Annotated in this window: 19 protein-coding genes and 1 pseudogene; 3 read left to right on the top strand and 17 right to left on the bottom strand. The window is 73.7% G+C overall.

What is annotated here, in order from left to right; translation table 11 throughout:
• Nucleotides 1–31 precede the first annotated feature (31 nt).
• From lnt to KA217_08955, 12 genes are read right to left on the bottom strand one after another with little or no spacing between them, the layout of a single operon-like run.
• On the bottom strand, nucleotides 32–1555 hold the full coding sequence (lnt, locus tag KA217_08900; protein MBP7712565.1) for an apolipoprotein N-acyltransferase: 1524 nt from the start codon (nucleotides 1553–1555) through the stop codon (nucleotides 32–34).
• Nucleotides 1539–2384: a CBS domain-containing protein gene (locus KA217_08905; GenBank protein ID MBP7712566.1), complete on the bottom strand. Its 846-nt coding sequence runs from the start codon at nucleotides 2382–2384 to the stop codon at nucleotides 1539–1541. Before KA217_08905 ends, lnt begins: the two co-directional genes overlap by 17 nt.
• Nucleotides 2381–2875 carry an rRNA maturation RNase YbeY gene (gene ybeY, locus KA217_08910; GenBank protein MBP7712567.1) on the bottom strand — a complete coding sequence of 165 codons (495 nt, stop codon included), beginning with the start codon at nucleotides 2873–2875 and terminating at the stop codon, nucleotides 2381–2383. The genes KA217_08905 and ybeY overlap by 4 nt, the downstream gene beginning before the upstream one ends.
• Nucleotides 2872–3903 (bottom strand): PhoH family protein, encoded by a 1032-nt coding sequence (locus KA217_08915; GenBank protein ID MBP7712568.1) that lies wholly within the window; start codon nucleotides 3901–3903, stop codon nucleotides 2872–2874. The genes ybeY and KA217_08915 overlap by 4 nt, the downstream gene beginning before the upstream one ends.
• Before the next feature lie 5 nt (nucleotides 3904–3908).
• Nucleotides 3909–5258, bottom strand: coding sequence for a tRNA (N6-isopentenyl adenosine(37)-C2)-methylthiotransferase MiaB (miaB, locus tag KA217_08920; protein ID MBP7712569.1), 1350 nt, complete (start codon nucleotides 5256–5258; stop codon nucleotides 3909–3911).
• Between the two features lie 12 nt (nucleotides 5259–5270).
• The gene (locus KA217_08925) at nucleotides 5271–6860 is read right to left on the bottom strand and encodes a BatD family protein (protein ID MBP7712570.1); all 1590 of its coding nucleotides are present in this window, start codon (nucleotides 6858–6860) and stop codon (nucleotides 5271–5273) included.
• Between the two features lie 57 nt (nucleotides 6861–6917).
• Nucleotides 6918–8579 (bottom strand): tetratricopeptide repeat protein, encoded by a 1662-nt coding sequence (locus KA217_08930; GenBank protein ID MBP7712571.1) that lies wholly within the window; start codon nucleotides 8577–8579, stop codon nucleotides 6918–6920.
• A complete protein-coding gene (locus KA217_08935) occupies nucleotides 8569–9618 on the bottom strand; it encodes a VWA domain-containing protein (GenBank protein ID MBP7712572.1) in 1050 nt (349 codons plus the stop codon). Before KA217_08935 ends, KA217_08930 begins: the two co-directional genes overlap by 11 nt.
• Before the next feature lie 8 nt (nucleotides 9619–9626).
• Nucleotides 9627–10646 (bottom strand): VWA domain-containing protein, encoded by a 1020-nt coding sequence (locus KA217_08940; protein ID MBP7712573.1) that lies wholly within the window; start codon nucleotides 10644–10646, stop codon nucleotides 9627–9629.
• On the bottom strand, nucleotides 10639–11208 hold the full coding sequence (locus KA217_08945) for a DUF4381 domain-containing protein (GenBank protein MBP7712574.1): 570 nt from the start codon (nucleotides 11206–11208) through the stop codon (nucleotides 10639–10641). Before KA217_08945 ends, KA217_08940 begins: the two co-directional genes overlap by 8 nt.
• A complete protein-coding gene (locus KA217_08950) occupies nucleotides 11205–12131 on the bottom strand; it encodes a DUF58 domain-containing protein (GenBank protein ID MBP7712575.1) in 927 nt (308 codons plus the stop codon). Before KA217_08950 ends, KA217_08945 begins: the two co-directional genes overlap by 4 nt.
• A gap of 47 nt (nucleotides 12132–12178) precedes the next feature.
• Entirely contained in the window at nucleotides 12179–13135 is a 957-nt protein-coding gene (locus KA217_08955; GenBank protein ID MBP7712576.1) for an AAA family ATPase, read from the bottom strand.
• A gap of 199 nt (nucleotides 13136–13334) precedes the next feature.
• Between KA217_08955 and KA217_08960 the strand changes: the two are divergent.
• Both KA217_08960 and KA217_08965 read left to right on the top strand, forming a co-directional pair.
• A pseudogene (locus KA217_08960) lies at nucleotides 13335–14161 on the top strand (kinase/pyrophosphorylase).
• A gap of 73 nt (nucleotides 14162–14234) precedes the next feature.
• The gene (locus KA217_08965; GenBank protein ID MBP7712577.1) at nucleotides 14235–14897 is read left to right on the top strand and encodes a TIGR04211 family SH3 domain-containing protein; all 663 of its coding nucleotides are present in this window, start codon (nucleotides 14235–14237) and stop codon (nucleotides 14895–14897) included.
• Between the two features lie 38 nt (nucleotides 14898–14935).
• Here KA217_08965 and KA217_08970 read toward each other — a convergent pair whose 3' ends face one another.
• A complete protein-coding gene (locus KA217_08970) occupies nucleotides 14936–15766 on the bottom strand; it encodes an AAA family ATPase (GenBank protein MBP7712578.1) in 831 nt (276 codons plus the stop codon).
• 164 nt (nucleotides 15767–15930) lie between these two features.
• Here KA217_08970 and KA217_08975 point away from each other — a divergent pair, with 164 nt between their 5' ends.
• On the top strand, nucleotides 15931–16599 hold the full coding sequence (locus KA217_08975; GenBank protein ID MBP7712579.1) for a rhomboid family intramembrane serine protease: 669 nt from the start codon (nucleotides 15931–15933) through the stop codon (nucleotides 16597–16599).
• Here the strand turns inward: KA217_08975 and KA217_08980 are convergent.
• From KA217_08980 to KA217_08995, 4 genes are all read right to left on the bottom strand, one after another.
• Nucleotides 16596–17225 (bottom strand): SPOR domain-containing protein, encoded by a 630-nt coding sequence (locus tag KA217_08980; GenBank protein MBP7712580.1) that lies wholly within the window; start codon nucleotides 17223–17225, stop codon nucleotides 16596–16598. The two genes, KA217_08975 and KA217_08980, sit on opposite strands and share 4 nt — an antisense overlap.
• Nucleotides 17226–17228: 3 nt before the next feature.
• Complete coding sequence (locus tag KA217_08985; GenBank protein ID MBP7712581.1) at nucleotides 17229–18989, bottom strand: arginine--tRNA ligase; 1761 nt, start codon at nucleotides 18987–18989, stop codon at nucleotides 17229–17231.
• A gap of 65 nt (nucleotides 18990–19054) precedes the next feature.
• Nucleotides 19055–21103, bottom strand: coding sequence for a primosomal protein N' (locus tag KA217_08990; GenBank protein MBP7712582.1), 2049 nt, complete (start codon nucleotides 21101–21103; stop codon nucleotides 19055–19057).
• Entirely contained in the window at nucleotides 21100–21711 is a 612-nt protein-coding gene (locus KA217_08995; protein ID MBP7712583.1) for a hypothetical protein, read from the bottom strand. The genes KA217_08990 and KA217_08995 overlap by 4 nt, the downstream gene beginning before the upstream one ends.
• Nucleotides 21712–21840: the final 129 nt, after the last annotated feature.

Here is a 21840-nt window from a genome sequence, read left to right on the forward strand (position 1 = left end):
AAAGGTGCCTGAGCGGTGCACTTCGCCTATGTTAGACACGGCGGGAGCGAAAAGCACCGAGGACCCCCACGGCGAGCAGGGTGAGCCCCGCGCCGAACACCACGGGCGCGTTGCCGAGCGCCGCGTAGGGCGTGGTCCCGGACCGCGGCGTGACCGAACCGCGCAGCACCACCGACTGGAACTGGGGCGCCCGCCCGGTGACGGCGCCGCGCCAGTCGATCATGGCCGAGATGCCGGTGTTGGTCGCCCGCACCAGGTCGCGGCCGGTCTCGATCGCCCGCATGCGCGCCTTCTGCTGGTGCTGGTGGGGTGCCACCGTGTCCCCGAACCAGGCGTCGTTGCTGAGATTCACGAGGAGGTCGGCGGCGGGCAGGGCGTCGATGACCTCCTCCCCGAAGGCGTCCTCGTAGCACACCGACACGCCCACCCGCAGGCCGTCCACCGCCAGCGGCGGCTGGCCCGGGGGACCCGCGCTGAAGTCGGACATCGGGGCGTTCAGAAGGTCCAGCACCCGCCCGAGCACCGGCGAGAACGGAACGTACTCCCCGAACGGGACCAGGTGGCGCTTGTGGTAGACGCCCAGCTCGGAGCCGAGCGCCATGACGCTGTTGAAGTAGCGCCCGCTCTCCACGTCCCGGAAGGGGACGCCAAGCAGCACGCCCGCCCCGTGCGCGCGCGCCTCGTCCGAGAGCTCGGCGAGGAAGCCCTGCACCCGGTGGGCGAAGGCGGGCACCGCCGTCTCCGGCCACACCACGAGGTCCGCGTCCCAGTGGGCGCGGGTGAGGGCCAGGTGGTGGGCCATGCTCGCGGCACGCTGCTCGTCGCGCCACTTGAGGTCCTGGGCGACGTTGCCCTGGACCACGGCGACGCTGCGCGCCGGGCCGCTCGGCCGGGTCCACTCCACGTGCCCCAGCCCCCAGCCGAGGCCCCACAGGGCTGCCAGGGCGGCGCCCGCCGCCACTCGCGCCGGGACCGGGACACCGCCCCGCGCGAGCGCGAGGAGCAGTCCCGCACTGAGTGCGACGGCCCAGCCGACCCCGTAGACGCCGAGCACGGGCGCGAGCCCGCCGAGCGGCGCCCCGACCTGGCTGTACCCCACCTGCAGCCAGGGGAACCCGGTGAAGAGCCAGCCCCGGACCCACTCCACCAGGACCCAGGCGGCCGGCAGCAGCGCCAGGGCCCGCCAGCGCCACGACAGCCCCCGCCCCAGGCGGGCCTGGAGATACCCCAGGGCGGCCGGGTAGAGGGCCATGAACGCCACGAAGGCGAGGGTGAGGGCGAGCGCCGCCGCCGGCGGCACGTCGCTGAAGGTGAAGCTCTCCCGCACCCAGGAGGTCCCGACGCCGAAGAGCCCCAGACCGAAGAGCCACCCGCGCCACGCGGCCAGCCCCGCGCCCTCGGAGGCGAGCCACAGGGCGAACAGGCCAGCCAGCAGGACGGGCGCCAGGGGGGAGAGCTCCCAGGGGGCAAAGGCGAGCGGCAGGGCTGCCCCCAGGGTGCCGGCGAGCAGGTCGAGGAGGCGCTCGCGCGCGCCGCGCTCAGGGCTTCGGCTCAGGGGTGCGGACCTTGACCAGGTGGACCCGCCGGCCGTCGGCGTTCAGGACCTCGAAGTCGAGGCCGCCCAGGGAGACCCGGTCGCCCCGCTCGGGCAGCCGGCCGAAGGCCTTGAGCAGCAGTCCGCCGACGGTGTCGAGCTCGGCGTCGCTGAACTCGGTCCCGAAGGCCTCGTTGAACTCCTCGATGGGGGTGAGGGCCTTGACGATGAACTCCCCGTCGCCGTGCCGACGGATGAAGCCCTCGTCCTCGCCGACGTCGTACTCGTCGTCGATCTCGCCCACGATCTGCTCGAGCACGTCCTCGATGGTCGCCAGGCCGGCGACCCCGCCGTACTCGTCCACCACGATCGCCATGTGGTTGCGGGTGCTGCGGAAGTCCCGCAGCAGGACGTTGAGCCGCTTGCTCTCCGGCACGAACACGGCGGGACGCAGCCACTCGCGGATGTTGAAGGGGCCGGGGCGCGGCCGGGCCAGCGGCGGCAGCAGGTCCTTGGCGAGCAGGATCCCCACCACCTCGTCGCGGCTCTCGCCGATGACCGGGAACCGGGAGTGCCCGGACTCGATCACCGCGCGGAGGATCTCCTCGAACGGCGCGTCACGCTCCACCACGACCATCTGGGCACGGGGCACCATGACGTCGCGGACCTGCATTTCGGAGACCTGGAAGGCGCCCTCGACCATCGCCAGCACGTCGGGGTCGAGGAGGTGGCGCTGCTCGGCGTCGCGCAGGAGCTCGATCAGCTCCTGCCGGTCCCGTGGCTCACCGAGCAGGGCGTGGCCCAGCCGCTCGAGCCAGCTGGGACCGCCGGTAGGTCGGTCTTCACTCATACGTTGTCCCTGTCGTTGTCCCTGTCCCCGTAGGGGTCGTCGATCCCCAGGCCCTGGAGCACCTCGACCTCGAGCCGCTCCATCGCCGCGGCCTCGGCCTCGCTCCCGTGGTCGTAGCCGACGAGGTGCAGGATACCGTGAACGACCAGATGCGCCCAATGGTCGCGCGGCGCCTTTCCCTGGACTCCGGCCTCCTCCTCCACCACCGGCGCACACAGGACGAGCTCGCCGAGCCAGGGCAGGTCCACGCCCGGGGGCGGATCGAAGGGGAAGGAGAGCACGTTGGTGGGGCCGTCCTTGCCCCGATAGCGGTGGTTGAGCGCCGCCCCCTCCTCCCGGTCCACCACTCGCACCCCCACCTCGGCCACGGCACGCCGCCCGGCGAGGGCCGCCCCGGCCCAGCGCCGGAAGCTCGCGGGCGCCGGCAGGCCCCGCCTCGGGACGGCGTACTGGACGCGGACCGCGACCGCGACGGCCCCGGGCTCGCTCACGGCCGCTCCCGGGGGCCGCTCCCCGTACCCGGGGTGACCCCCCCACCCCCCGTGCCAGCCCCCTCGCTCTCGCGCTCCGCCGCCGCGTAGGCGTCGAGGATGCGGGCGACCAGGGGGTGGCGCACCACGTCGCGGGAGTTGAAGAAGGTGAAGCTGATCCCCTCGACCCCGCGCAGGACCTCGGTGACGTGCCGCAGCCCCGAGCGCTGGCTGCGGGGGAGGTCCACCTGGGTGACGTCCCCCGTCACCACCGCGGTAGAGCCGAAGCCGATGCGGGTCAGGAACATCTTCATCTGTTCCACGGTGGTGTTCTGGGCCTCGTCCAGGATGACGAAGGCGTCGTTCAGGGTGCGACCCCGCATGAAGGCGAGCGGTGCGACCTCGATGACGCTGCGCTCGATGAGCCGGGCGACCCGCTCGAACCCGAGCATCTCGTAGAGGGCGTCGTAGAGCGGCCGCAGGTACGGGTCGACCTTCTGAGCCATGTCGCCCGGCAGGAAGCCGAGCCGCTCCCCTGCCTCCACCGCAGGCCGGACCAGGACCAGCCGGCGCACCCGCTCCGCGTCCAGGGCCTCGACGGCGGCGGCGACCGCCAGATAGGTCTTGCCGGTGCCCGCCGGCCCCACCCCGAAGTTCACGTCGTGGGTGCGGATGTTCTGCAGGTAGCGCGCCTGGTTGCCGCCCCGGGCCCGGATGGCCGCACCCCGCGTACGGATCTCGACCGGCGCCTCGGCCTCCCCGGCCAGCGCCGCGTCGATGCCCGCCTGCTGCAGGGCGAGGTGCACCTCGGCGGGGGTGAGCGGCTCGGCCGCGGTGCTGGCGCCGTAGAGGGCGGTGAGGACCTGCCCGGCCGCGCGCGCGGCCTGCGGCTCGCCGAGCAGCCGGAAGCGCTGACCCCGGCGCTCGATCTCGACCCCCAGACGGCGCTCGACCTGGCGCAGGTGCTCGTCGAACTGACCGCAGAGGCTCGCCAGGCGCCGGTTGTCGGCGGGCTCCAGGACCAGGTCGACGACGGAGGGCGGGCCCAAGACGGTCACACCCGCGCCGGGGCGCCGGAGGATCCCACCCGGCGGCCCCGCAGGCTGTTCGGCAGCGCCTCGGTGATGACCAGCGGGACGAACGCGCCCACCAGCGCTGGGTCACCGGCGAAGTTCACCACGCGGTTGTTCTCGGTGCGGCCCGCGAGCGTCGAGGGGTCCTTGCGCGAGGGGCCTTCCACCAGCACGACCTGCGTGGTGCCGACCATCGCCTCGGCGACGGCCCGCTCGGCGCGGGCCAGGCGCTCCTGGAGCGCCGCGAGCCGCTCGCGCTTGGTCTCCAGCGGGACGTCGTCGGGGAAGGCCGCGGCGGGAGTGCCCGGGCGCGGGCTGTAGACGAAGCTGAAGGAGTGGTCGAACCCCAGCGCGTCGACCAGGTCCAGCGTGGCCTGGAAGTCCTCTTCGGTCTCGCCCGGAAAACCGACGATGAAATCCGAGGACAGGCTGATACCGGGTCGCGCCTCGCGCAGGCGCTCGACGACCTCGTGGTAGTGGGAGACGCCGTGGCGACGCTTCATCCGCGCCAGGACCCGGTCTGAACCGCTCTGCACCGGCAGGTGCAGGTGCCCCACCAGGGCCGGCACCTCACGGAAGGCCTCCATCAGGGAGTCCGTCATCTCCGCGGGGTGGGAGGTGGTGAAGCGGATCCGCCCGATGCCCTCGAGCTCCGCCGCGCACCGGACGAGCAGGGCGAGGTCCGCCACCGTGCCGTCCTGGCTCGCCCCCCGGTAGGCGTTCACGTTCTGGCCGAGGAAGGTCACCTCGCGCACGCCCCCCGCGGCGAGCCCCGCCACCTCCGCCACCACGTCGTCGAGCGGGCGGCTCACCTCCTCGCCCCGGGTGTATGGCACCACGCAGTAGGTGCAGTACTTGCTGCACCCCTCCATCACCGTGACGTAGGCGCTCGGCCCCTGCACCCGTTGGGGGGGCAGGTGGTCGAACTTCTCGATCTCCGGGAAGGAGACGTCCACCACCGCCCGCCCGGAGCGCTCCACCTCGTCCAGCAGGCGGGGCAGCCGGTGCAGCGTCTGGGGCCCGTAGACGATGTCCACATAGGGGGCGCGCGCCCGGATCGCCGCGCCCTCCTGGCTCGCCACGCACCCTCCGACCCCGATCACGACCCCGGGCCGGCGGGCCTTCAGCGGGCGCCACTGGCCGAGCTGCGAGAACACCTTCTCCTGGGCCTTCTCCCGCACCGAGCAGGTGTTGACCAGCAAGACGTCGGCTTCTTCGGGGTCTTCGGTCAGGACGAGCCCCCTCGCCGCCGCGAGGAGGTCGGCAGTACGGGCGCTGTCGTGCTCGTTCATCTGACAGCCGAAGGTCTTGATGTACAGCTTGCGGGCCATGGGGAGATGCTATCAGGGATTCAGGTCGGGCAGCCCGCGCCGGGGCCGCCCCTGGCGCGCCCGCTCGGAGCTCGCGACGGCCCGCCGGAACCGGCGCCGGAACTCCCGCTTCCAGGCCCCCAGGTCCAGCGCGTGCCCCGCGTAGGTGGCGCGGTCGAGGTCCTGCAGCATGCGCGGGAGCGTGACGGTACCCTCTCGCTCTCCGCCCGAGCGCAGGCGCTCGCCGATCACCGGCAGCGGCGCGGTCGGCGCCATGTTGAGAGAGCGGCAGGCAAAGTGCTGCACCACCCGGCAGAGCCCCTCGGGGTGCTCCTCGCGCACCGCGCAACGCACGCACCACCACGCCTTCACGCGCAGCGGGGTCGCTGCCGCCACCCCGACCACCAGCCGCCGGGTGACCCGACGGGCACCGCCGAGCGCCCGGCCCAGGGGCTCGCCGATCACCATCGCCAGCCGCTCCCGCAAACCAGGACGACGGGGGGGCGGCCGCCGCGCAGGCCGCGCGGCAGGGGTCTGCGCCGGGGAGCGCAGGGCCGCAGGCGCCGGCGCGTCCGCCGCCGGGGCCGCCGGCCGCGGTGCCTCAGGCCCCCCGCGCCCCGGCCCGGTGCGCCCTGCCCCGGTGCGCCCTGCCCCGGTGCGCGCCGTGCCGACCCACCACCCCACCAGGAACGCCAACGAGAGCCCGGCTGCGACCGGTAGCGCGACCCGCACCCAGGCCAGGTCGGGCAGACGCTCCCGCACGAAGCGCCACGCCTGCGCGCCCGCCCCACCGGGGCCCGTGAGAGCGGAGTCCCCCACGCGGATCCGCTTCTCCTCGACCCTGGCGTGGGCCTCGGCGCTGGCCGTCAGGTCCCACCAGGCGACGTCCAGCGCAGGGAACGTCAGGTTGCCCTCCCGGGTCGGCACGATCGTGAAGGTCTCGGTCCGGCGCCCCAAGAGCTCGTCTCCCGCCCCCCCCCACGCCCACTCCAGCTGGGGCCGTTCCGGGTAGACCTTGAAGTCGCGTCCCTCGACCAGCGGGGCGACGCTCGGCAGCCGGGCACCCACGGCGCCGACGGCCTTCGACACGACCGTCAGCGTGAGAGGCTCACCGACCCCGGCCGTGTCGCCGTGACTCCACTGGGCCTCGACCTCGAGGAGGCGCAACGGGATCGGCGCATCGGGCGGCAGAGGCTGCACCGTCAGCCGCAGCGGGTGGGTCGCGAGACCGATGGACCGCGAGCCCCACGGCGAGGCAGCCATCCCCGGCATCCCCGAGGCGGGCCACACCGTCAGCCGGGCGGGACCCACCTCCAGCGTTCCGGCCGTGATGGGCGTGAGCGCGTAGCGGTACTCGTTGACCACGTAGGAACGGCCCTGCACCGTCCGGCTGGAGGCGGTGCCGCTTCCCAGCTCCTCCACGGCCGCCCCTGGGGGGGACGGCGGCGTCAGCTCCACGCTCTGCAGATTCATGGGGCTGAACACACGGACCGTGTAGACGACGGTCTCCTGCACCCGGGGGCTGTCCTGGCCGACGCTGGCCTCGGCCCACAGTCCCGCCTGTCCCCACGCCAGGGACGGCGCGAGCAGGGCCGCCACGAGCCACGGCCACACTTTCGGCAAACCCGGCCTACCCGTCCCCACCGTCATCGCGTGCACTCGACCTCGCTCCACCGGGTCTCACCAGGGCCTCGGCTCGACCAGGGCACCCCCGGTCCGTTCCTCGACCCGAGACTCCTCGACCTTGAACTGGTTGCGCAGGAGACGGCCCGGGTCCGCGTCGACCCGCTCGAGCCACTGCTGGACCACCCAATCGGGGACCGACGGTCCGGCTCCGGTCTTCCCCAGGGCCGGGTCGAATCCGGCCCCGGGCGGCGCGTCGCCGTCGGGGCGCGGCGCGCCCCCGCCCATCTGGTCCACCCGGTCCACGGCCCGGCTCGCGCCGTCGTCCCTGGGCCGGTCGCCACGCTCCTCCCCGCCCTTGCCGGGCAGCCCTTCCGGGGGCTTCCCCGAAGCGGCACCCTCGCGCTCTCCGGTCTCGGACCGGGGCTGGGGCTGGGGCTCCCCGGCCCGCGTCGGCGTGGAGTCTTCCCCCTCCTTCTCACCCGGGCCAGGCTGCGGCGGCTCGCGCTCGGCCGCTCCCGGAGACGGCTCTTCCCCGTTCTCCTGCGCCCCGACCTTCGCCGGGTCGGGCTCCGGGGGCGCTTCGGGAGGCCTGTCCTGCCCCGTCTCCTGTCCCGCCTCGTCCCGCTGCGTCCCGCCCTCCCGGCCTTCCCCTTCGCGCGGCTCGGCGCCGGCCTCGCCCTGCGACTCGGCGCTCCCCTCTCCCTCCGGGAACGATTCCTCGGGACCATCCTCGCCTTCGTCGGTCCCCCCGGTCCGAGCACCACCCTCCTGCCCGGCCTCCGGCTGGGACCCGGCCTGCCCCTGTTGCTGGGAGCCCCGTTGCTGCTCGGAGCCCTGCTGCCCTTCCTGCTGCTGGGAGCCTTGCTGCTGCTCGGAGCCTTGCTGCCCCTCCTGCTGCTGCGAGCCCTGTTGCTGCTCGGAGCCTTGCTGCCCTTCCTGCTGCTGGGAGCCCTGTTGCTGCTCGGAGCCCTGCTGCCCTTCCTGCTGCTGGGAACCCTGTTGCTGCTCGGAGCCCTGCTGGCCCTCCTGCTGCTCGGAGCCTTGCTGCTGCTCGGAGCCCTGCTGCCCTTCCTGCTGCTCGGAGCCTTGCTGCTGCTCGGAGCCCTGCTGCCCTTCCTGCTGCTGGGAGCCTTGCTGGCTCTCTTGCTGCTGGCTCTCTTGCTGCTGGCTCTCCGAAGACCGGGACTCCTGCCGCTCCTTGGGGGACCGGGCCTCCTGGGGCCGAGAGGGCTCGGGCTCGGGCTCGCGCGGCTTGCGGACCTGCGCCTCGCGCTCGGGCTCCTCTCCAGCCCGGGCCGCCTCCGCAAGCCCCTGCATGGCGAGGTTCAGGTTGTGTGCGGCGTCCTCGCGGCTCGGGTCCCGCCTGAGCACCTCCTCGTAGGCCTGCACGGCACCCCGGTAGTCCTCGAGATGGAAGCGGGCATTCCCGAGGTTGTACAGGGCATCGAGCCGTACCGCCTCGCGGTCCACGCGCTCGAAGACCTGGGCCGCCTCCGCGAATCGCCCGGCCCGGTAGAGGGCCACCCCGCGACGGTATTCGTCCCGGAAGAGGGCGGCCGCCGCATCGAACTCCCCCCGCGCGAAGAGGTCGCGGGCCTCGTCCTCCGGGCAGCCGAAGAGGTCCGCGGCGAGCGCCGCGGATGGCCAGCAAGGGGCGGCGCAGCCCGCGGCCAGCGCCAGGATCGTGCCCCAGACCGTGCAGCGCCTAGCGCCCATGGGCCTCCGGCGTCGTGTACGCCCGCACCCGCCGCCACGCCCACACGAGGAGCACCGCCATGCCGGCGAGGGGCAGGGGGTAGCGCTCCTCCCAGACCCGGTAGGTGTACTCCCGGCCCGAGCCCGAGTCCGCGGCCCGGGCGATCGCCCGCAACACGGCCCGGGTGTCGCCGTCCCGATAGTCGGCGCACCGGTAGGTCCCGCCGCCCGCCCGCGCCAGTGCCTCGAGCCTCGGCCCCTCCAGGCGCGAGCGCACCGGCGCGCCATCCGGCCCGCGGACCGGCTCGCCGGAGGCCCCCGGGACCGTGGCCCCCTCGGGGCTGCCCACGCCGAGCACGTGGAGCGTGATGCCCTTCGCCGCGAGCGCGGCGGCCCGGATCTCGAGCCCCTCTTCCACGAAGTCCCCGTCGGTGAGGAGCACCAGCGCGTGGCGCGTTCCCGGGGCCTGCCCGGCGAGCACGCGCTCGGCACGGTCGAGGGCCGCGGACGGGCGGCTCCCCTGCATGCGCACCAGGTCGGGGGAGAGCGACGGCAACAGGTGGCGGACGGTCTCGTAGTCCTCGGTGATGGGCGCGACCACCTGGGCCACCGAGGCGAACGCGACCAGCCCGACCCGCACGCCGGCCGCCCGGTCGAGCAGGTCCTCGACCTCCTGCCGGGCGCGGGAGAGACGGTTCGGCCTGACGTCCGCGGCCCGCATGGACGCCGACACGTCCAGCAGGACCAGGAGGCTGTCTCCCGGGCGCTCCACCCGGAGGTCCGTGTAGTCCCAGCGCGGGCCTGCCATCGCCAGGACACCGAGCACCCAGAGGGAGGACCAGAGGCCGAGGTGGCGGCGCGGCCGCTCCGTCTCCGGCGTGGCGCGCAGCAGGTGGGGCAGGAGGTGCGCGTCGGCGTAGCGGGCGAGCCTGGCCATGTCCCTGCCTTCCGCACGCCGCGTGGGCGGCACCAGGAGCAGCAGTGCGGGCACGAGCAGGCCGAGCAGCCAGAAGGGCTGGGCGAAGTGGAAGTCGCGCAGGAGGTCGAGGGCGTCGTGCATCGCGGCGCTCAGCCGAGCATTCGCCCGCCCCGGCGGGCCACCAGCCAGCCGAGCGCCAGCAACGCCCCGAGGGCCACCGCCAGCGGCCAGCGGTACAGGGGGCGGGGCAGCAGGGTCTGGCGGCTCTCGGCGCGGGTCTTCTCCAGCGCGTCGATCCGCCGGTAGATCGCCTCCAGGGCCTGGGTGTCCGTGGCCATGTAGAAGGCCCCACCCGTCACGGCGGCCATCTCGGCGAGCAACGCCTCGTCGATCTGCATGTCCTCCATCGTGATGCGGCCGCCCGGCCCGGGAAACGGCACCTTGCCCTTGCTGCCGACTCCGACCGCGTAGATCCGCACACCGTACTCGCGCGCCAGGCGGGCGGCTTCCATCGGGGGCAGACTCCCGGCCGTGTTCTCCCCGTCGGTCAGCAGGACCAGCACTCGCGAGCCCTCGGGCCGGTCGCGGAGCTTCTTGACCGCCAGCCCCACCGCGTCCCCGATGGCGGTGGCGTCTCCCGCCATGCGCGGGACGACCTCCTCCAGCATGGCGCGCACCGCGGCCCCGTCGACCGTGAGCGGTGCCTGCAGGTACGCCGCGTCGCCGAACACGATCAGGCCCACCCGGTCACCGTGCCGCTGCTCGATGAACCGTCCGACCACCCCCTTCACGACGGCCATCCGGTTCACCCGCCGGCCCTCGAGGGTGAAGTCGAGCGCCTCCATGGACCGGGAGGCGTCCACCGCGAGCATCAGGTCGTAGCCCGGACTCACCATCTCCTGGCGGGTCTCGAGCCACTGGGGTCGCATCAGCGCCGCCACGAGCCCGACCCAGGCGAGGGCGACGAGCGCGCTCTGCACACCGAAGGGCAGGTCCCAGCCCGGGGCGAAGCCGGTAAAGGACTCGGCGAGCCGCGGCGCCGACGGGTGCAGCAGCTCGGCGCCCCCCGCGGACGGCTCCACCGCCACCCCCCGGGGGGGCAGGAGCCGGCGGGCCACCCAGGGCAGCGGCAGGAGCAGCCCGAGCCAGGGCCATCCGAACTCAAACACGGCCGGTCGCCTGCGCCGCCGCCTGCTGGTCCACCACGTGGGGCACGGCGGCCTCCGCCCCGAGCGGGTGGTCTTCGCCCTGGGGCTCGGGCCCGAGCCAGGCCCGGGCGGCCCGGATGAGGGGCCGGAGCCGCTCGCCCGAGCCCTCGCCCCGGGGCGGGGCATAGGGCAGGTCGATCAACGGGCGGCCTTCCCGCCGCCAGGGGAAACCCGCCGGGTCGTGGCGCTCGAGCCACTCCAGCCAGGCATCGCCGACCCGCCCCGCGCAGGCCCGGCGCCCGAAGCGTGCGATGGCCATGCGCCGGAGCAGCTCCGAGAGCTCCGCCGCCATGGTCCGCGCGTCCGCCCAGCGCCGCCGCTGCTCGAGCTGCCGGAGCCGGATGCGCGCCTCCGCCTGCCAACTGCCGGGGACGCGGTTGCGCCACCAGCGCGTCACGAGGACCGCCAGCCCCAGCAGGACGAGGAGCACGGCGAGCGCCAGCCACCAGCCGGGCGCGGGCGGCCACCAGGGCAGTGAGTCCAGCCCCCGGATGTCGCGGAGGTCCTGCAGCAGGGGGCTCATGCCGCGGCGTAGCGTCCCACCCGGCGTCGGCGCCGGAGGCCATCGGCCAGCACCTGCTCCACGTCGTCCCCGGTGGAGACGGGGAGGACCGGGATACCGAGGCGGCGCCCTAGCGTGCGCAGCCCCTCCCGGCGGGTCTCCCAGCGCGCGCGGTACTGGCGCCGGCCCCGCTCGCCGTGGGTGTCCGCTTCGACGCGGGTGCCGTCGGGGGCCTGGAACACCGCCCGCCCGACGTTCGGCAGGTCCCGGTCGGCGGGGTCGTCCACCGGCACCAGCACCACGTCGTTGCGCTGGGCGAGGTGTCCGAGTGACAGGCCGAGGACCGCCGGGTCCCGGTTCAGGTCGCCGATCACGAAGAACAGGAAGCCGGTGGAGGCGACCCGCTCCAGCCGCCCCAGCGCCTCCAGGAGCGCGTCGCCCTCCACCCGCCCTCGCTCGCTGGTCGCGGTGAGTGCCCGCAGCATCGTCCAGAAGGAGGCGTGGGAACGGCCGGGCCGGAAATACCGGATCCCCGTCGCCGGGTCCCCGTAGAGCACCGCGCCAACCCGGTCCTGGCTGCTGGTGGCGGCCCAGCCGAGGAGCGCCGCGGCCCGCGCGGCCTGCACGCACTTGAAGGTCCCGCGGGTTCCGAAGTGCATGTGCGGACCGGCGTCGACGCAGAGCACCACCGAGCGCTCGCGCTCCTCGCGAAAGACCTTCAGGTGGGGAACGCCGGTGCGGGCAGTGACCCGCCAGTCCATGTTCCGGATCTCATCGCCTTCCCGGTACTCGCGGGTCTCCTCGTAGTCCATCCCCTGGCCCCGGAAGACGGAGGCATAGAGGCCGCTCAACGGGGAGCCCACGCGGTGGCGCGAGGCGAGACCGATGGCGTGCGCGCGGTGGCGCAGCTCGAAGAGGTCGTCCAGGTGGGGCCGCAGGCTCATGTCTGTCGCAGTATACGGCAGGGGGTTCAGGCCCGCGGTCGCCCCGCCTAGGGAACGGCCACGACCTCGAGCAGCCGGCGGATGAAGTCGTCGGTGGTGACGCCGTCGGCCTCGGCCTCGAAGGTCAGCAGCAGCCGGTGGCGCAGCACGTCGGGGGCGACCTTCTGGACGTGGTGGGGGGAGACGTACTCGTCGCCGTTCATCCAGGCCAGCGCCCGGGCACAGCGGGCGAGCGCGATGCTCGCCCGCGGGGAGGCGCCGTAGCGGCACCAGCGCTGCAGGTCCACGTCGTACGCGGCGGGGTTGCGGCTGGCCACCACCAGGTCGACGATGTAGCGGTAGATCTTGTCGTCGAGGTAGACCTCGGCGACCGCCGCGCGGGCCGCGAAGATCTCGGCCTGGCTGAGGACCCGCGATGGACGCGGCGGGTTGCGCCGCTGCTGCTCGCTGTCGAGCTTCAGGATGGCGAGCTCGTCCGTGCGGCTCGGGTAGCGCACCCAGACGTGCATGAGGAAGCGGTCGAGCTGGGCCTCGGGGAGGTGGTAGGTGCCCTCCTGCTCGATGGGGTTCTGGGTCGCCAGCACCATGAACAGCCGCGGCAGCGCGTAGGTGCGCTGGCCCACCGTGATCTGCCGCTCGCCCATCGCCTCGAGCAGGGCGGACTGCACCTTCGCCGGCGCCCGGTTCACCTCGTCGGCCAGCAGGATGTTGTGGAAGAGCGGGCCGGGGCTGAACTCGAACTCCCCGCGCTCCTGGCGGTAGATGTCGGTCCCGATCAGGTCCGAGGGCAGCAGGTCCGGGGTGAACTGGATGCGGTGGAAGTCCCCCTCCAGGGCCTCGGAGAGGGTCTTCACGGCCGTGGTCTTGGCCAGCCCCGGGACACCCTCCACCAGCATGTGGCCATCGCTCAGCAGGCAGACCAGCATGCTCTCGATCAGCTCCTGCTGGCCGATGATGCGGGACGCCAGGTGCTCGCGGACGGGACTCAGCACGGATGGTTGCATGGGGGGCCTCTTCGGGGTCGGGGACCGGTTCGCGGGGGACAGGGTCCGCAGCCGGCGCGAGGGTCCATAATACCAACCTCGCGCGGCATGGACGCAGCCCCCGGGTGGGTGCGGCTCGCGCGGGAGCGGGGGCGCCCCCCTGGCGTTTTCGCCGGAGCCCGGGGTCGTCGGGCTCGATCCAAGGTTCGGGAGGCTGCCGGTGGACGTACAGAGGCGAACCTGCTTCATCGTGTCGGACCACACCGGGATCAGCGCCGAGGCACTGGCCCGGGCGTTGCTCGCGCAGTTCGGGGACCTGGAGCTGCGCAAGGTCACCCTGCCCTTCGTGTACTCCCCCGAGCGGCTCGATGAGGTCCTGGCCGAGATCCGCCAGGCCCGGGAGCGCGACGGGGCACGGCCCCTGGTGTTCAGCACGCTCATCAACCCCGCGCTGCGCGAGCAGCTCGAAGGGGCCGACGCGCTCGTCATGGACTTCTTCGAGCCGTTCATCGGCCGCATCGAGTCCGAGCTCGCGCAGCGCTCCTCGCAACGGGTGGGCGGCGCGCACTCCTTCGTCGAGGGCCCTGCCTACCACCGCCGGATCGACGCGGTGCACTACGCGCTCAGCCCGACGACGGCCTGCACTGCGAGCACTACGACGTGGCCGAGATCATCCTGGTGGGTGTGTCCCGCTCCGGGAAGACGCCGACCTGCCTGTACCTGGCCCTGCAGTACGGCATCCACGCGGCGAACTACCCGGTGACGGAGGAGGACCTGGAGCGCGGCCGGCTCCCGGAGCCCCTGCGGCCCTACGTCTCGCGGCTCTTCGGGCTCACGATCGACCCCCACCGCCTGCACCAGATCCGTCAGGAGCGGCGGCCCGACAGCCGCTACGCCGCCCTGGACACCTGCCGGCGCGAGGTGAAGCAGGTGGAGGCCCTGTTCCAGCGCTACCGCATCCCGAGCGTCAACGCGAGCGCGACCTCCGTGGAGGAGATCGCGACCACCGTGATGCAGCGCAGCGGACTGCTGCGCCAGGCGCTCTGAAGGACGTGCGGCTAGGAGGCGGGCGGGGTGCCGGGGTAGGATCCCCCGAGAACCGCGTGCCCCGGGGTGCCCCGTGAAGCGAGCCCTCTTCTGGACCCTCTGTCTCCTTGCCGCCGGTCCGGCATCGGCGGAGACCCGTTACGTGACGGACGTGCTCGAGGTTCCCCTGCGGACCGGCACGACGCTGCAGAACAAGATCCTGAGGATGCTTCCGGCGGGGACCCCGGTGGAGGTGCTCGGGCCGGAGGAAGAGGGGCACATCCGCGTGCGCGGGAAGGGCGTCGAGGGGTGGGTCCTCACCCGCTTCCTCGTGGACCAGCCGAGCGCCCGTGAGCGCCTGGCGGCGGCCGAGGACGCGGCCGCCCGCCTGAAGGCCCAGTTGGACGAGCTCGACCAGGCGCTCAGGGACGCAAACGCCGAGACCCAGGACCTGCAGCGGGCGGGTGCGGCGATGCAGGCCCAGAACACCTCGCTGCGCCAGGAGTTCGAGGCGCTGCGCCGGGCGGCTGCCCGGCCGCTGGAGCTCACCCAGGAGAACGAGCGGCTGCGGGGGGAGGTCGAGACCCTGCGCGCCGACCGCGACTCCGCCGTGGCCCGGGCCGACGCCCTCGGCAACGCCGCCTACCGGAACTGGTTCGTCACGGGGGCCGGCGTGGCACTCGGGGGAGTGCTGCTCGGCCTGATCCTCCCGCGGCTGGCGGTGCGGCGCCGGCGCGGCAGCTGGGACCGTCTCTGAGCCCCCTCCCTGCGGCGGCCGCCCGGAGGGCCGGGACGCTACCAGGGACTCCCGCCGCTGCTCGTCGGGTCCGGGGGCAGGCTCGCCGCGGCCGTACCAAAGGTCTCGGCCTTCACCTCGTGGGAGAGTTGACCGGCGGCCTGGGACAGGGCCTCGGCACAGAGGCGGTTGATCCGTCCAGGGACCCCCATGCTGAGGAAGTAGAGCTCCATGTACGCCAGGGGCAGGAATGCCGGGTCGCCCTGCCAGCCCGCCACCCGCAACCGGTGCTCCACGTAGGCAATGGTCTCCTCGAGGTTGAACGGGTTCACCTGATAGGCGACCGTGATCGAGTGGCGCAGGGCAGCGCGTTCGGCGGTCCGCAGGACCTCACGGAAATCCACGTCGGCGAACAGCAGGGCGGGCAGCAGCCGGCGCGACCCCGTGCGCAGCCCGAGCAGGGCCTCGAGCTCGCCCAGCCCCGCGCCGGAGAGGTACTGCACGTCGTCCAGGACCAGACAGGGCCGCTTGCCCCCTTGGCGCAGTGTGGTCAGATGGCTCTTCAGGGCCGGCAGCACCTGGTCGCCGGACAGTTCGGTAAGAGGCGCGCCCAAACGCTCGCCGACGGCCGCGACCAGGCTCGCGAGCCCACGCGGCGGCACCGGGACCTGTGCCAGGACCAGGGCACGGGCGCGCAGCGAGCGCACCATGCGGCGTGCCAGGGTCGTCTTGCCCATGCCCTGGCCGCCCGTGATGATGACGTTGCCGTGGTCCTGGCTCAGCCCGAACCGGAGGTACGCCAGGGCCCGCTTGTGCGCGTGGCCGTCGAAGAAGAAGGCAGGGTCGGGTTCCGCCGCGAACGGCTCGCGGGCCAGGCCGAAGAAGTCCACACAGGGCGGTCGGGCTGGGTCGGGTTTCACGGTATCGAAGTGTACCGCCAGCGGGCCCACCGTGGCGCACCGCCCCCCGGTCCCCGGCCCACCCGGTGGCCGCGCTCGCGGCACCCGCCGGGTCCGGGCGCGCGCGAGCCCTCGTTCGCCCGGGGACGTCGGCCTTGATCCCCCTTCGCGACGAGAACCCCACGCAGATCGTGCCGGTGGTGACCTACGCCGTGCTCGGCCTCGCCGTGCTGGTCTTCCTGTGGCAGCTCTCGCTGCCCGAGCGCGGGCAGAAGCTCGCGGCCTACGCCTTCGGGATGGTCCCGGCGAGCCTGCTGGGCGAGGCGACGCTGCCGCCCGAGCTCGCCCTGGTGCCCCCGGTGGCCACCGTCTTCACGTCCATGTTCCTGCACGCCGGGTGGATGCACCTCCTCGGCAACCTCCTCTACCTCTGGATCTTCGGCAACAACGTGGAGGAGGCGATGGGCCATCTGCGTTTCGCCCTCTTCTACCTCCTGACCGGGACGATCGCCGCCCTCGCCCAGGCCCTGCCGGACCCCACCTCGACCATCCCCGTGGTGGGCGCGAGCGGGGCGATCTCCGGTGTGCTGGGCGCCTACCTCGTGCTCCACCCCCACGCCCGTGTCCTGGTGTGGCTACCGCTGGCGGGCCTCGCCCACCTCAGCGCCGGCATCGTCCTCGGACTCTGGTTCCTGATTCAGGTCCTGTCCTCCGTGCTCTCGGATGCCCGGGAGGGGGGCGTCGCCTTCCTGGCCCACATCGGCGGCTTCGTCGCGGGGATGGCCCTGGTTCACCTCTTCCGGCGCCGCAGCCGGACGGCCTAGGTCCTGCCCTTCACCACGATGGGCTCGAGGGAGTACTCCTTCAGCCGGCGTTTGGCCTCGTTGACCTTCGCCATGTCGCTGTAGGGGCCCACCCGGACCCGGTGGACCGTGCCCTTGCCATCGGCCGTGACGGTCTGGATGCTGGCGTCGAGGCCCATCAGGGAGAGGTTCGCCTTCAGGCGGTCGGCCTCCTCGTAGGAGCGGAAGGACGCCACCTGCAGGATGTAGGTCTCGCCGGTCGTCTTCGCCGGGGGCGTCTCGGTCCCCCTGGCGCCGGGCTCGTGGACCGGCACCTCCATCTCCGGCAGCATGGTGTAGAACTCGAAGCGGGGCTTCGGCGCGGGGGCCGGCGCCGCGGGTTTCTGCGCCGTTAGGGGGGACTCCGGCGCCTTCTTCCCCGACTCCGCCACCGGCGTGTGCACCGGGGCCGGCGCCTTCGCCGCAGGGGACACCGGCCGGTCGCCGCTCAGATGGACCCAGGCAGCCACCGCGAGACCCACGCAGAGCCCGGCGAGCCCCCACGCCCAGCCCGGAACCCCTCGGCGCGGCGCCTTCCGCTGCCCCCGGTCCCTGCCCCGGTCCCGCCCCCGGGCCGTCGACCGGTAGTCCTTGTAGTCGCGGGGCATCGCCTACATCGCCTCGGGAGCCGAGACCCCGAGCAGCCGGAGCCCGTTGGCGAGCACCTGCTGGACCGCCAGCACCAGGGCCAACCGAGCGTCCCGCAGGTCCCCGTCCTCCACGAGGAACTGGTGCGTGGTGTAGTAGACGTGGAAGTCGTTCGCGACCTCGCGCAGGAAGTGCACGAGCTGATGGGGCTCGTGGGCCAGGGCCGCCGACTCCACCATCTCGGGGTAGCGGGCGACCCCCGCGAGCAGGGCCTGCTCCTGGGGCTCCGTCAGACGGCCGAGCGCCGCCAGGCCCCGCTCGGGGTAACGCTCGAGCCCGCGCTCCGCGAGCTGGCGGAGCACGCTCGCGACACGCGCGTGGGCGTACTGCACGTAGTACACGGGGTTGTCCGAGGACCGCGACTTCGCGAGGTCGAGATCGAAGTCCAGGTGCTGCTCGCTCTTGCGCATCACGTAGAAGAAACGCGCGGCGTCGCGGCCCACCTCCTTGCGCAGCTGGCGCAGGGTCACGAACTCGCCCGAGCGAGTGGACATCTGCACCTTCTCTCCACCCCGGTAGAGGGTGGCAAACTGCACGAGCCTCACGTCCAGCCTCTCGGGGTCGTCGCCCAGGGCCTGGAGCGCGGCCTTCACCCGGGGGATGTAGCCGTGGTGGTCCGCACCCCAGACGTCGATCACCCGGTCGAAGCCCCGCTCGAGCTTGTCCATGTGGTAGGCGATGTCCGACGCGAAGTACGTCGTCTGCCCGTTCTCGCGCACCACCACCCGGTCCTTCTCGTCGCCGAAGGCGCTCGAGCGGAACCAGAGCGCCCCGTCCCGTTCGTAGAGCTGTCCCGCGTCCCGCAGGCGCTCGATGGCCCGCTGCACCGCCCCGCGCTCGGAGAGGGAGCGCTCGGAGAACCACTCGTCGTAGACGACCCCGAACTCCCGCAGGTCGTCCCGGATGTCCTCCAGGATGGTGTTCAGCCCGAGCTCGAAGACGAAACGGTAGCGGTTATCGCCGAGGAGCTCGCGCGCCCGGGCGATCACGGCGTCGATGTAGCGCTCCTTGTCGCCGCCGGCCGGCTCGTCGGGCGGCAGCCCCTCGAGGACCCGTGCCACGGGCACGTGGTAGGCGTCACCGTGCTCGCGGTGCAGCGTGGCCGCGATGTCCCAGACGTAGTCCCCGCGGTAGGCGTTGGCCGGAAAGACGACGGCCTCGCCACAGAGCTCCAGGTAACGCAGCCACACGCTCGCCGCCAGGATGTCCATCTGGCGGCCCGCGTCGTTCACGTAGTACTCCCGGTGCACGGCGAAGCCCACCGCTTCGAGCAGGTCCGCCACCGCCGCGCCGTAGGCCGCGCCGCGGCCGTGACCCACGTGCAGGGGCCCGGTCGGATTGGCGGAGACGAATTCCACCTGCACCCGGCGCCCGCGCCCGAGGTCGCTGCGGCCGTAGGCGGCGCCCGCCGCCAGCACCGCGCCCACCACGTGCAGCAGCGCGTCCGGCGCCAGGAAGAAGTTGATGAAACCCGCGCCGGCGACCTCCACCCGGCTCACCCGGGGGTCGGGCGCGAGACGCCCCGCGATGGCCTCCGCGATCTCGCGCGGCCGGCGGCCGGCCACCCGGGCGAGACCGAGCGCCACGCTGCAGGCCCAGTCCCCGTGCCGGGGATCGCGGGCCCGTTCCACCTGGACCGGGGGGAGCGGCTCGGCCGGCAGGGTCCCGTCCCGTTGCAGCGCCGCGAGGGCCGCCTCCACCATCCGTTGCAGGTCGTGCTTCACCGATTCACCGTCCAGTATTCAGAGAATCAAGGGATTCTACTTGCCCGCCCCCCCGCGGGGAACGCTCACGCCATCTCCTGCGGGTCCACGTCGAGGGACCAGCGCACCCCGTGGCCCGGGCGCAACTGTTCCACCGCGGGCAGCCAGCCGTCGAGCACGCGGTGCAGGGCCGGCCGGCCGGCGGCCAGGAGCAGGAGCTGGGCGCGGTGGCGCCCCGCCCGGCGCTCCATGGGCGAGGGCGCCGGACCCATGGCCTGGACCCCCGCCGCCTCGGGGCCGGTCGGCAGCAGGGCCCGGGCCTCGTCGAGGAAGCCCAGGGCAGCCGCCGCGTCGGCCGCCTCCGCCCGCAGGAGCGCCGCGGGGGCGAAGGGGGGCAGGCCGGCCTCGCGCCGCTCCTCCAGGGCCCGCGCGGCGAAGGCCTCGTACCCTTCCTCCAGGAGCGAGCGCAGAAGGGGATGCTCCGGGTGGTGGGTCTGGATCAGCACCTCGCCGGGGCGCTCACCGCGACCGGCCCGGCCGGCCACCTGGAGGATGCGCTGCGCCAGGTGCTCACCGGCCCGGAAGTCCGCGCTGAACAACCCCCCGTCGGCATCGATCACACCGACCAGCGTGACGTTGGGGAAGTGGTGCCCCTTCGCAAGCATCTGGGTGCCGATGAGGACGTCGGCCTCGCCGGCAGACACCCGGCGCAGGGCGGACTCGAGGGCGCCCTTGCGCCGGACGGTGTCCCGGTCGATGCGGGCCAGCCGCGCGTCGGGGAACGCCTCGCCGAGTGCCGTCTCGACCCGCTCGGTGCCCGCCCCGACCGGCCGCAGGTCTTCCGAGTGGCACGCCGGGCAGAGCGTGGGCACCGGGGTCTCGGCGCCGCAGTGGTGGCAGCGCAGCAGGCCCGCCCGTCGGTGCAGCGTCATGCGCGCGTCGCAGCGCGTGCAGGCGGCCACCCACCCGCAGTCGTGACAGAGCAGCGCCGGCGCGTAACCCCTGCGGTTCAGGAACAGCAGGACCTGCTCGCCGCGGGCGAGCCGGCTGGCGACCGCGGCGAGCAGAGGCTCCGAGAGCCCGTGGCGCACGCGCCGGCGCCTCAGGTCCACGACGGCGAGGGCCGCCTCGCCCGCGCCCGCCGCCCGCTCGGGCAGCACGAGGCGCGTGTATCGGCCGCTCCGGGCGTTGTGCAGACTCTCGAGCGAGGGCGTCGCCGACCCCAGCAGGACCGGCACCCCCTCGCGCTGGCCCCGCACCACCGCCACGTCCCGCGCCGAGTAGCGGAAGCCTTCCTGTTGCTTGTAGGAGAGGTCGTGCTCCTCGTCCACGATGACGACGCCCAACCGGGGCAGGGGCACGAACACCGCCGAGCGCGTGCCCACGACCACCGGTACCTCGCCCGCGCGCGCCTGCAGCCAGGTGCGCAGCCGCTCGCCCCCGGTCAGGCCGGAGTGCAGCACGGCGACGGGCGCCGGCAGGCGGCGCCGGAAGCGCTCCAAGGTCTGGGGCGTGAGGGCGATCTCGGGGACGAGCACCAGGGCCTGCCGCCCGGCCTGGACCACCTCCTCGATGACCCGGAGATAGACCTCGGTCTTGCCGCTGCCGGTCACCCCCTGGAGCAGGAAGGTCCGGAAGGAGCCGAGGGCGCCGGTCACCGCCGCCACCGCCTGCTCCTGCGCGGGGTACAGCACGGGCCTGTCCGCGCCGACCGCCGTGGGCGCGGGGCCGGGGCCGTAGCCGGGGGCGAGGGTTGTGGGCGAGGCCCCACGCCGGCCGCGCGCCGCCTTCGCCTGCGCCGGGCGCCCTGCCCGCAGCTCGGGCGGCAGGGACTGGAAGACCACCTCGCCAATGGGGTGGTGATAGTACTCGGCCGCCCATTCGAGCAGGCCCAGGGCCGAGGCGGGCAGGAGCGGGGCCTCGTCGATCACCGCCTCCACGGGGCGCAACCGCTCCGGGGCCACCGCGCTCGCGGCCACCGGGCCGAGACAGAGGGCCACGCGGGTGCGTGGCCCGAACGGGACGCGCACCCGCGTGCCCCGCGCGGGCGGCGCGCCGTCCCCTTCCCAGAGGTAATCGAAGGCCCCCCGGACCGGCGCGGGAACCGCGACGCGAAGCACCGGCCGCGCGCTCACCCGGGTGCCGCGAGCAGGCGCTCGACGTCAGCCAGGGACGCCCGGCGCATGGGGCGGCCGTCGACCGGGGAGAGCGGTGCCTGGCGCATCGCACAGCGGTCGAACACGGTCAGTGCCACGGGAACGCCGCCCGCGAGGAAACGGTATTCGGGCTGGTTGACGTAGACCTCCGCCGCGACCCGCAGGCGCCGGTCACCCAGCGCCGCCGGGACGCCGCGCTCGCGCAGGAAATGGCCCACCTCCTCCACCGAGTCCGCGAAGAGGTGGAGGTTCACCTCGCTGAAGGCGTCCGCGGTGCCCTCGAGCACCGGCCCCACGAGCCGCGGCGCGAAGTCACCGAGGAACCGCAGCGCTTCGAGCGCGGCCGCGCGCAGGCGCTGCAGCTCCCCGGCCTGGCGCTCGCCCCGGAACAACCGCTGGTAGGCCGCGAGCGCCTCCTCCACCTCGAGATTGCTGGGCAGGTGCCGGGCGTCGGAGACCCCGAGCTGCTCCGCGGCCTTGCGCTTGGCCTGCAGGAAATTGCGGCCGCCACTCGCCACCAGCCACCTCGCCGCCTCCTGGGCGATGCGCTGGCGTAGCTGCTGGGCGCGGGAGGCCTGGCGAGTCATCGGAGGTGCCACGGGGTTGGCGGAGCGGCCCAGTATAGGGGGCCGGCCCGCTAAAGGAACGTGGCGACGGGCCGCGATCGGATAGACGGGGAAGGACGCTGGTTTGTATCGGGTGCAGGCATAGTTGTC

It is taken from the genome of Gammaproteobacteria bacterium, assembly GCA_017999615.1.
GTDB lineage: Bacteria > Pseudomonadota > Gammaproteobacteria > JAABTG01 > JAABTG01 > JAGNLM01.

Coding starts and splice junctions, on each gene's coding strand:
- KA217_08905 (MBP7712566.1), bottom strand. CDS start 2,384: ATGAGTGAAGACCGACCTACCGGCGGTCCCAGCTGGCTCGAGCGGCTG.
- miaB (MBP7712569.1), bottom strand. CDS start 5,258: ATGGCCCGCAAGCTGTACATCAAGACCTTCGGCTGTCAGATGAACGAG.
- KA217_08930 (MBP7712571.1), bottom strand. CDS start 8,579: ATGGGCGCTAGGCGCTGCACGGTCTGGGGCACGATCCTGGCGCTGGCC.
- KA217_08935 (MBP7712572.1), bottom strand. CDS start 9,618: ATGCACGACGCCCTCGACCTCCTGCGCGACTTCCACTTCGCCCAGCCC.
- KA217_08945 (MBP7712574.1), bottom strand. CDS start 11,208: ATGAGCCCCCTGCTGCAGGACCTCCGCGACATCCGGGGGCTGGACTCA.
- KA217_08950 (MBP7712575.1), bottom strand. CDS start 12,131: ATGAGCCTGCGGCCCCACCTGGACGACCTCTTCGAGCTGCGCCACCGC.
- KA217_08955 (MBP7712576.1), bottom strand. CDS start 13,135: ATGCAACCATCCGTGCTGAGTCCCGTCCGCGAGCACCTGGCGTCCCGC.
- KA217_08980 (MBP7712580.1), bottom strand. CDS start 17,225: ATGCCCCGCGACTACAAGGACTACCGGTCGACGGCCCGGGGGCGGGAC.
- KA217_08995 (MBP7712583.1), bottom strand. CDS start 21,711: ATGACTCGCCAGGCCTCCCGCGCCCAGCAGCTACGCCAGCGCATCGCC.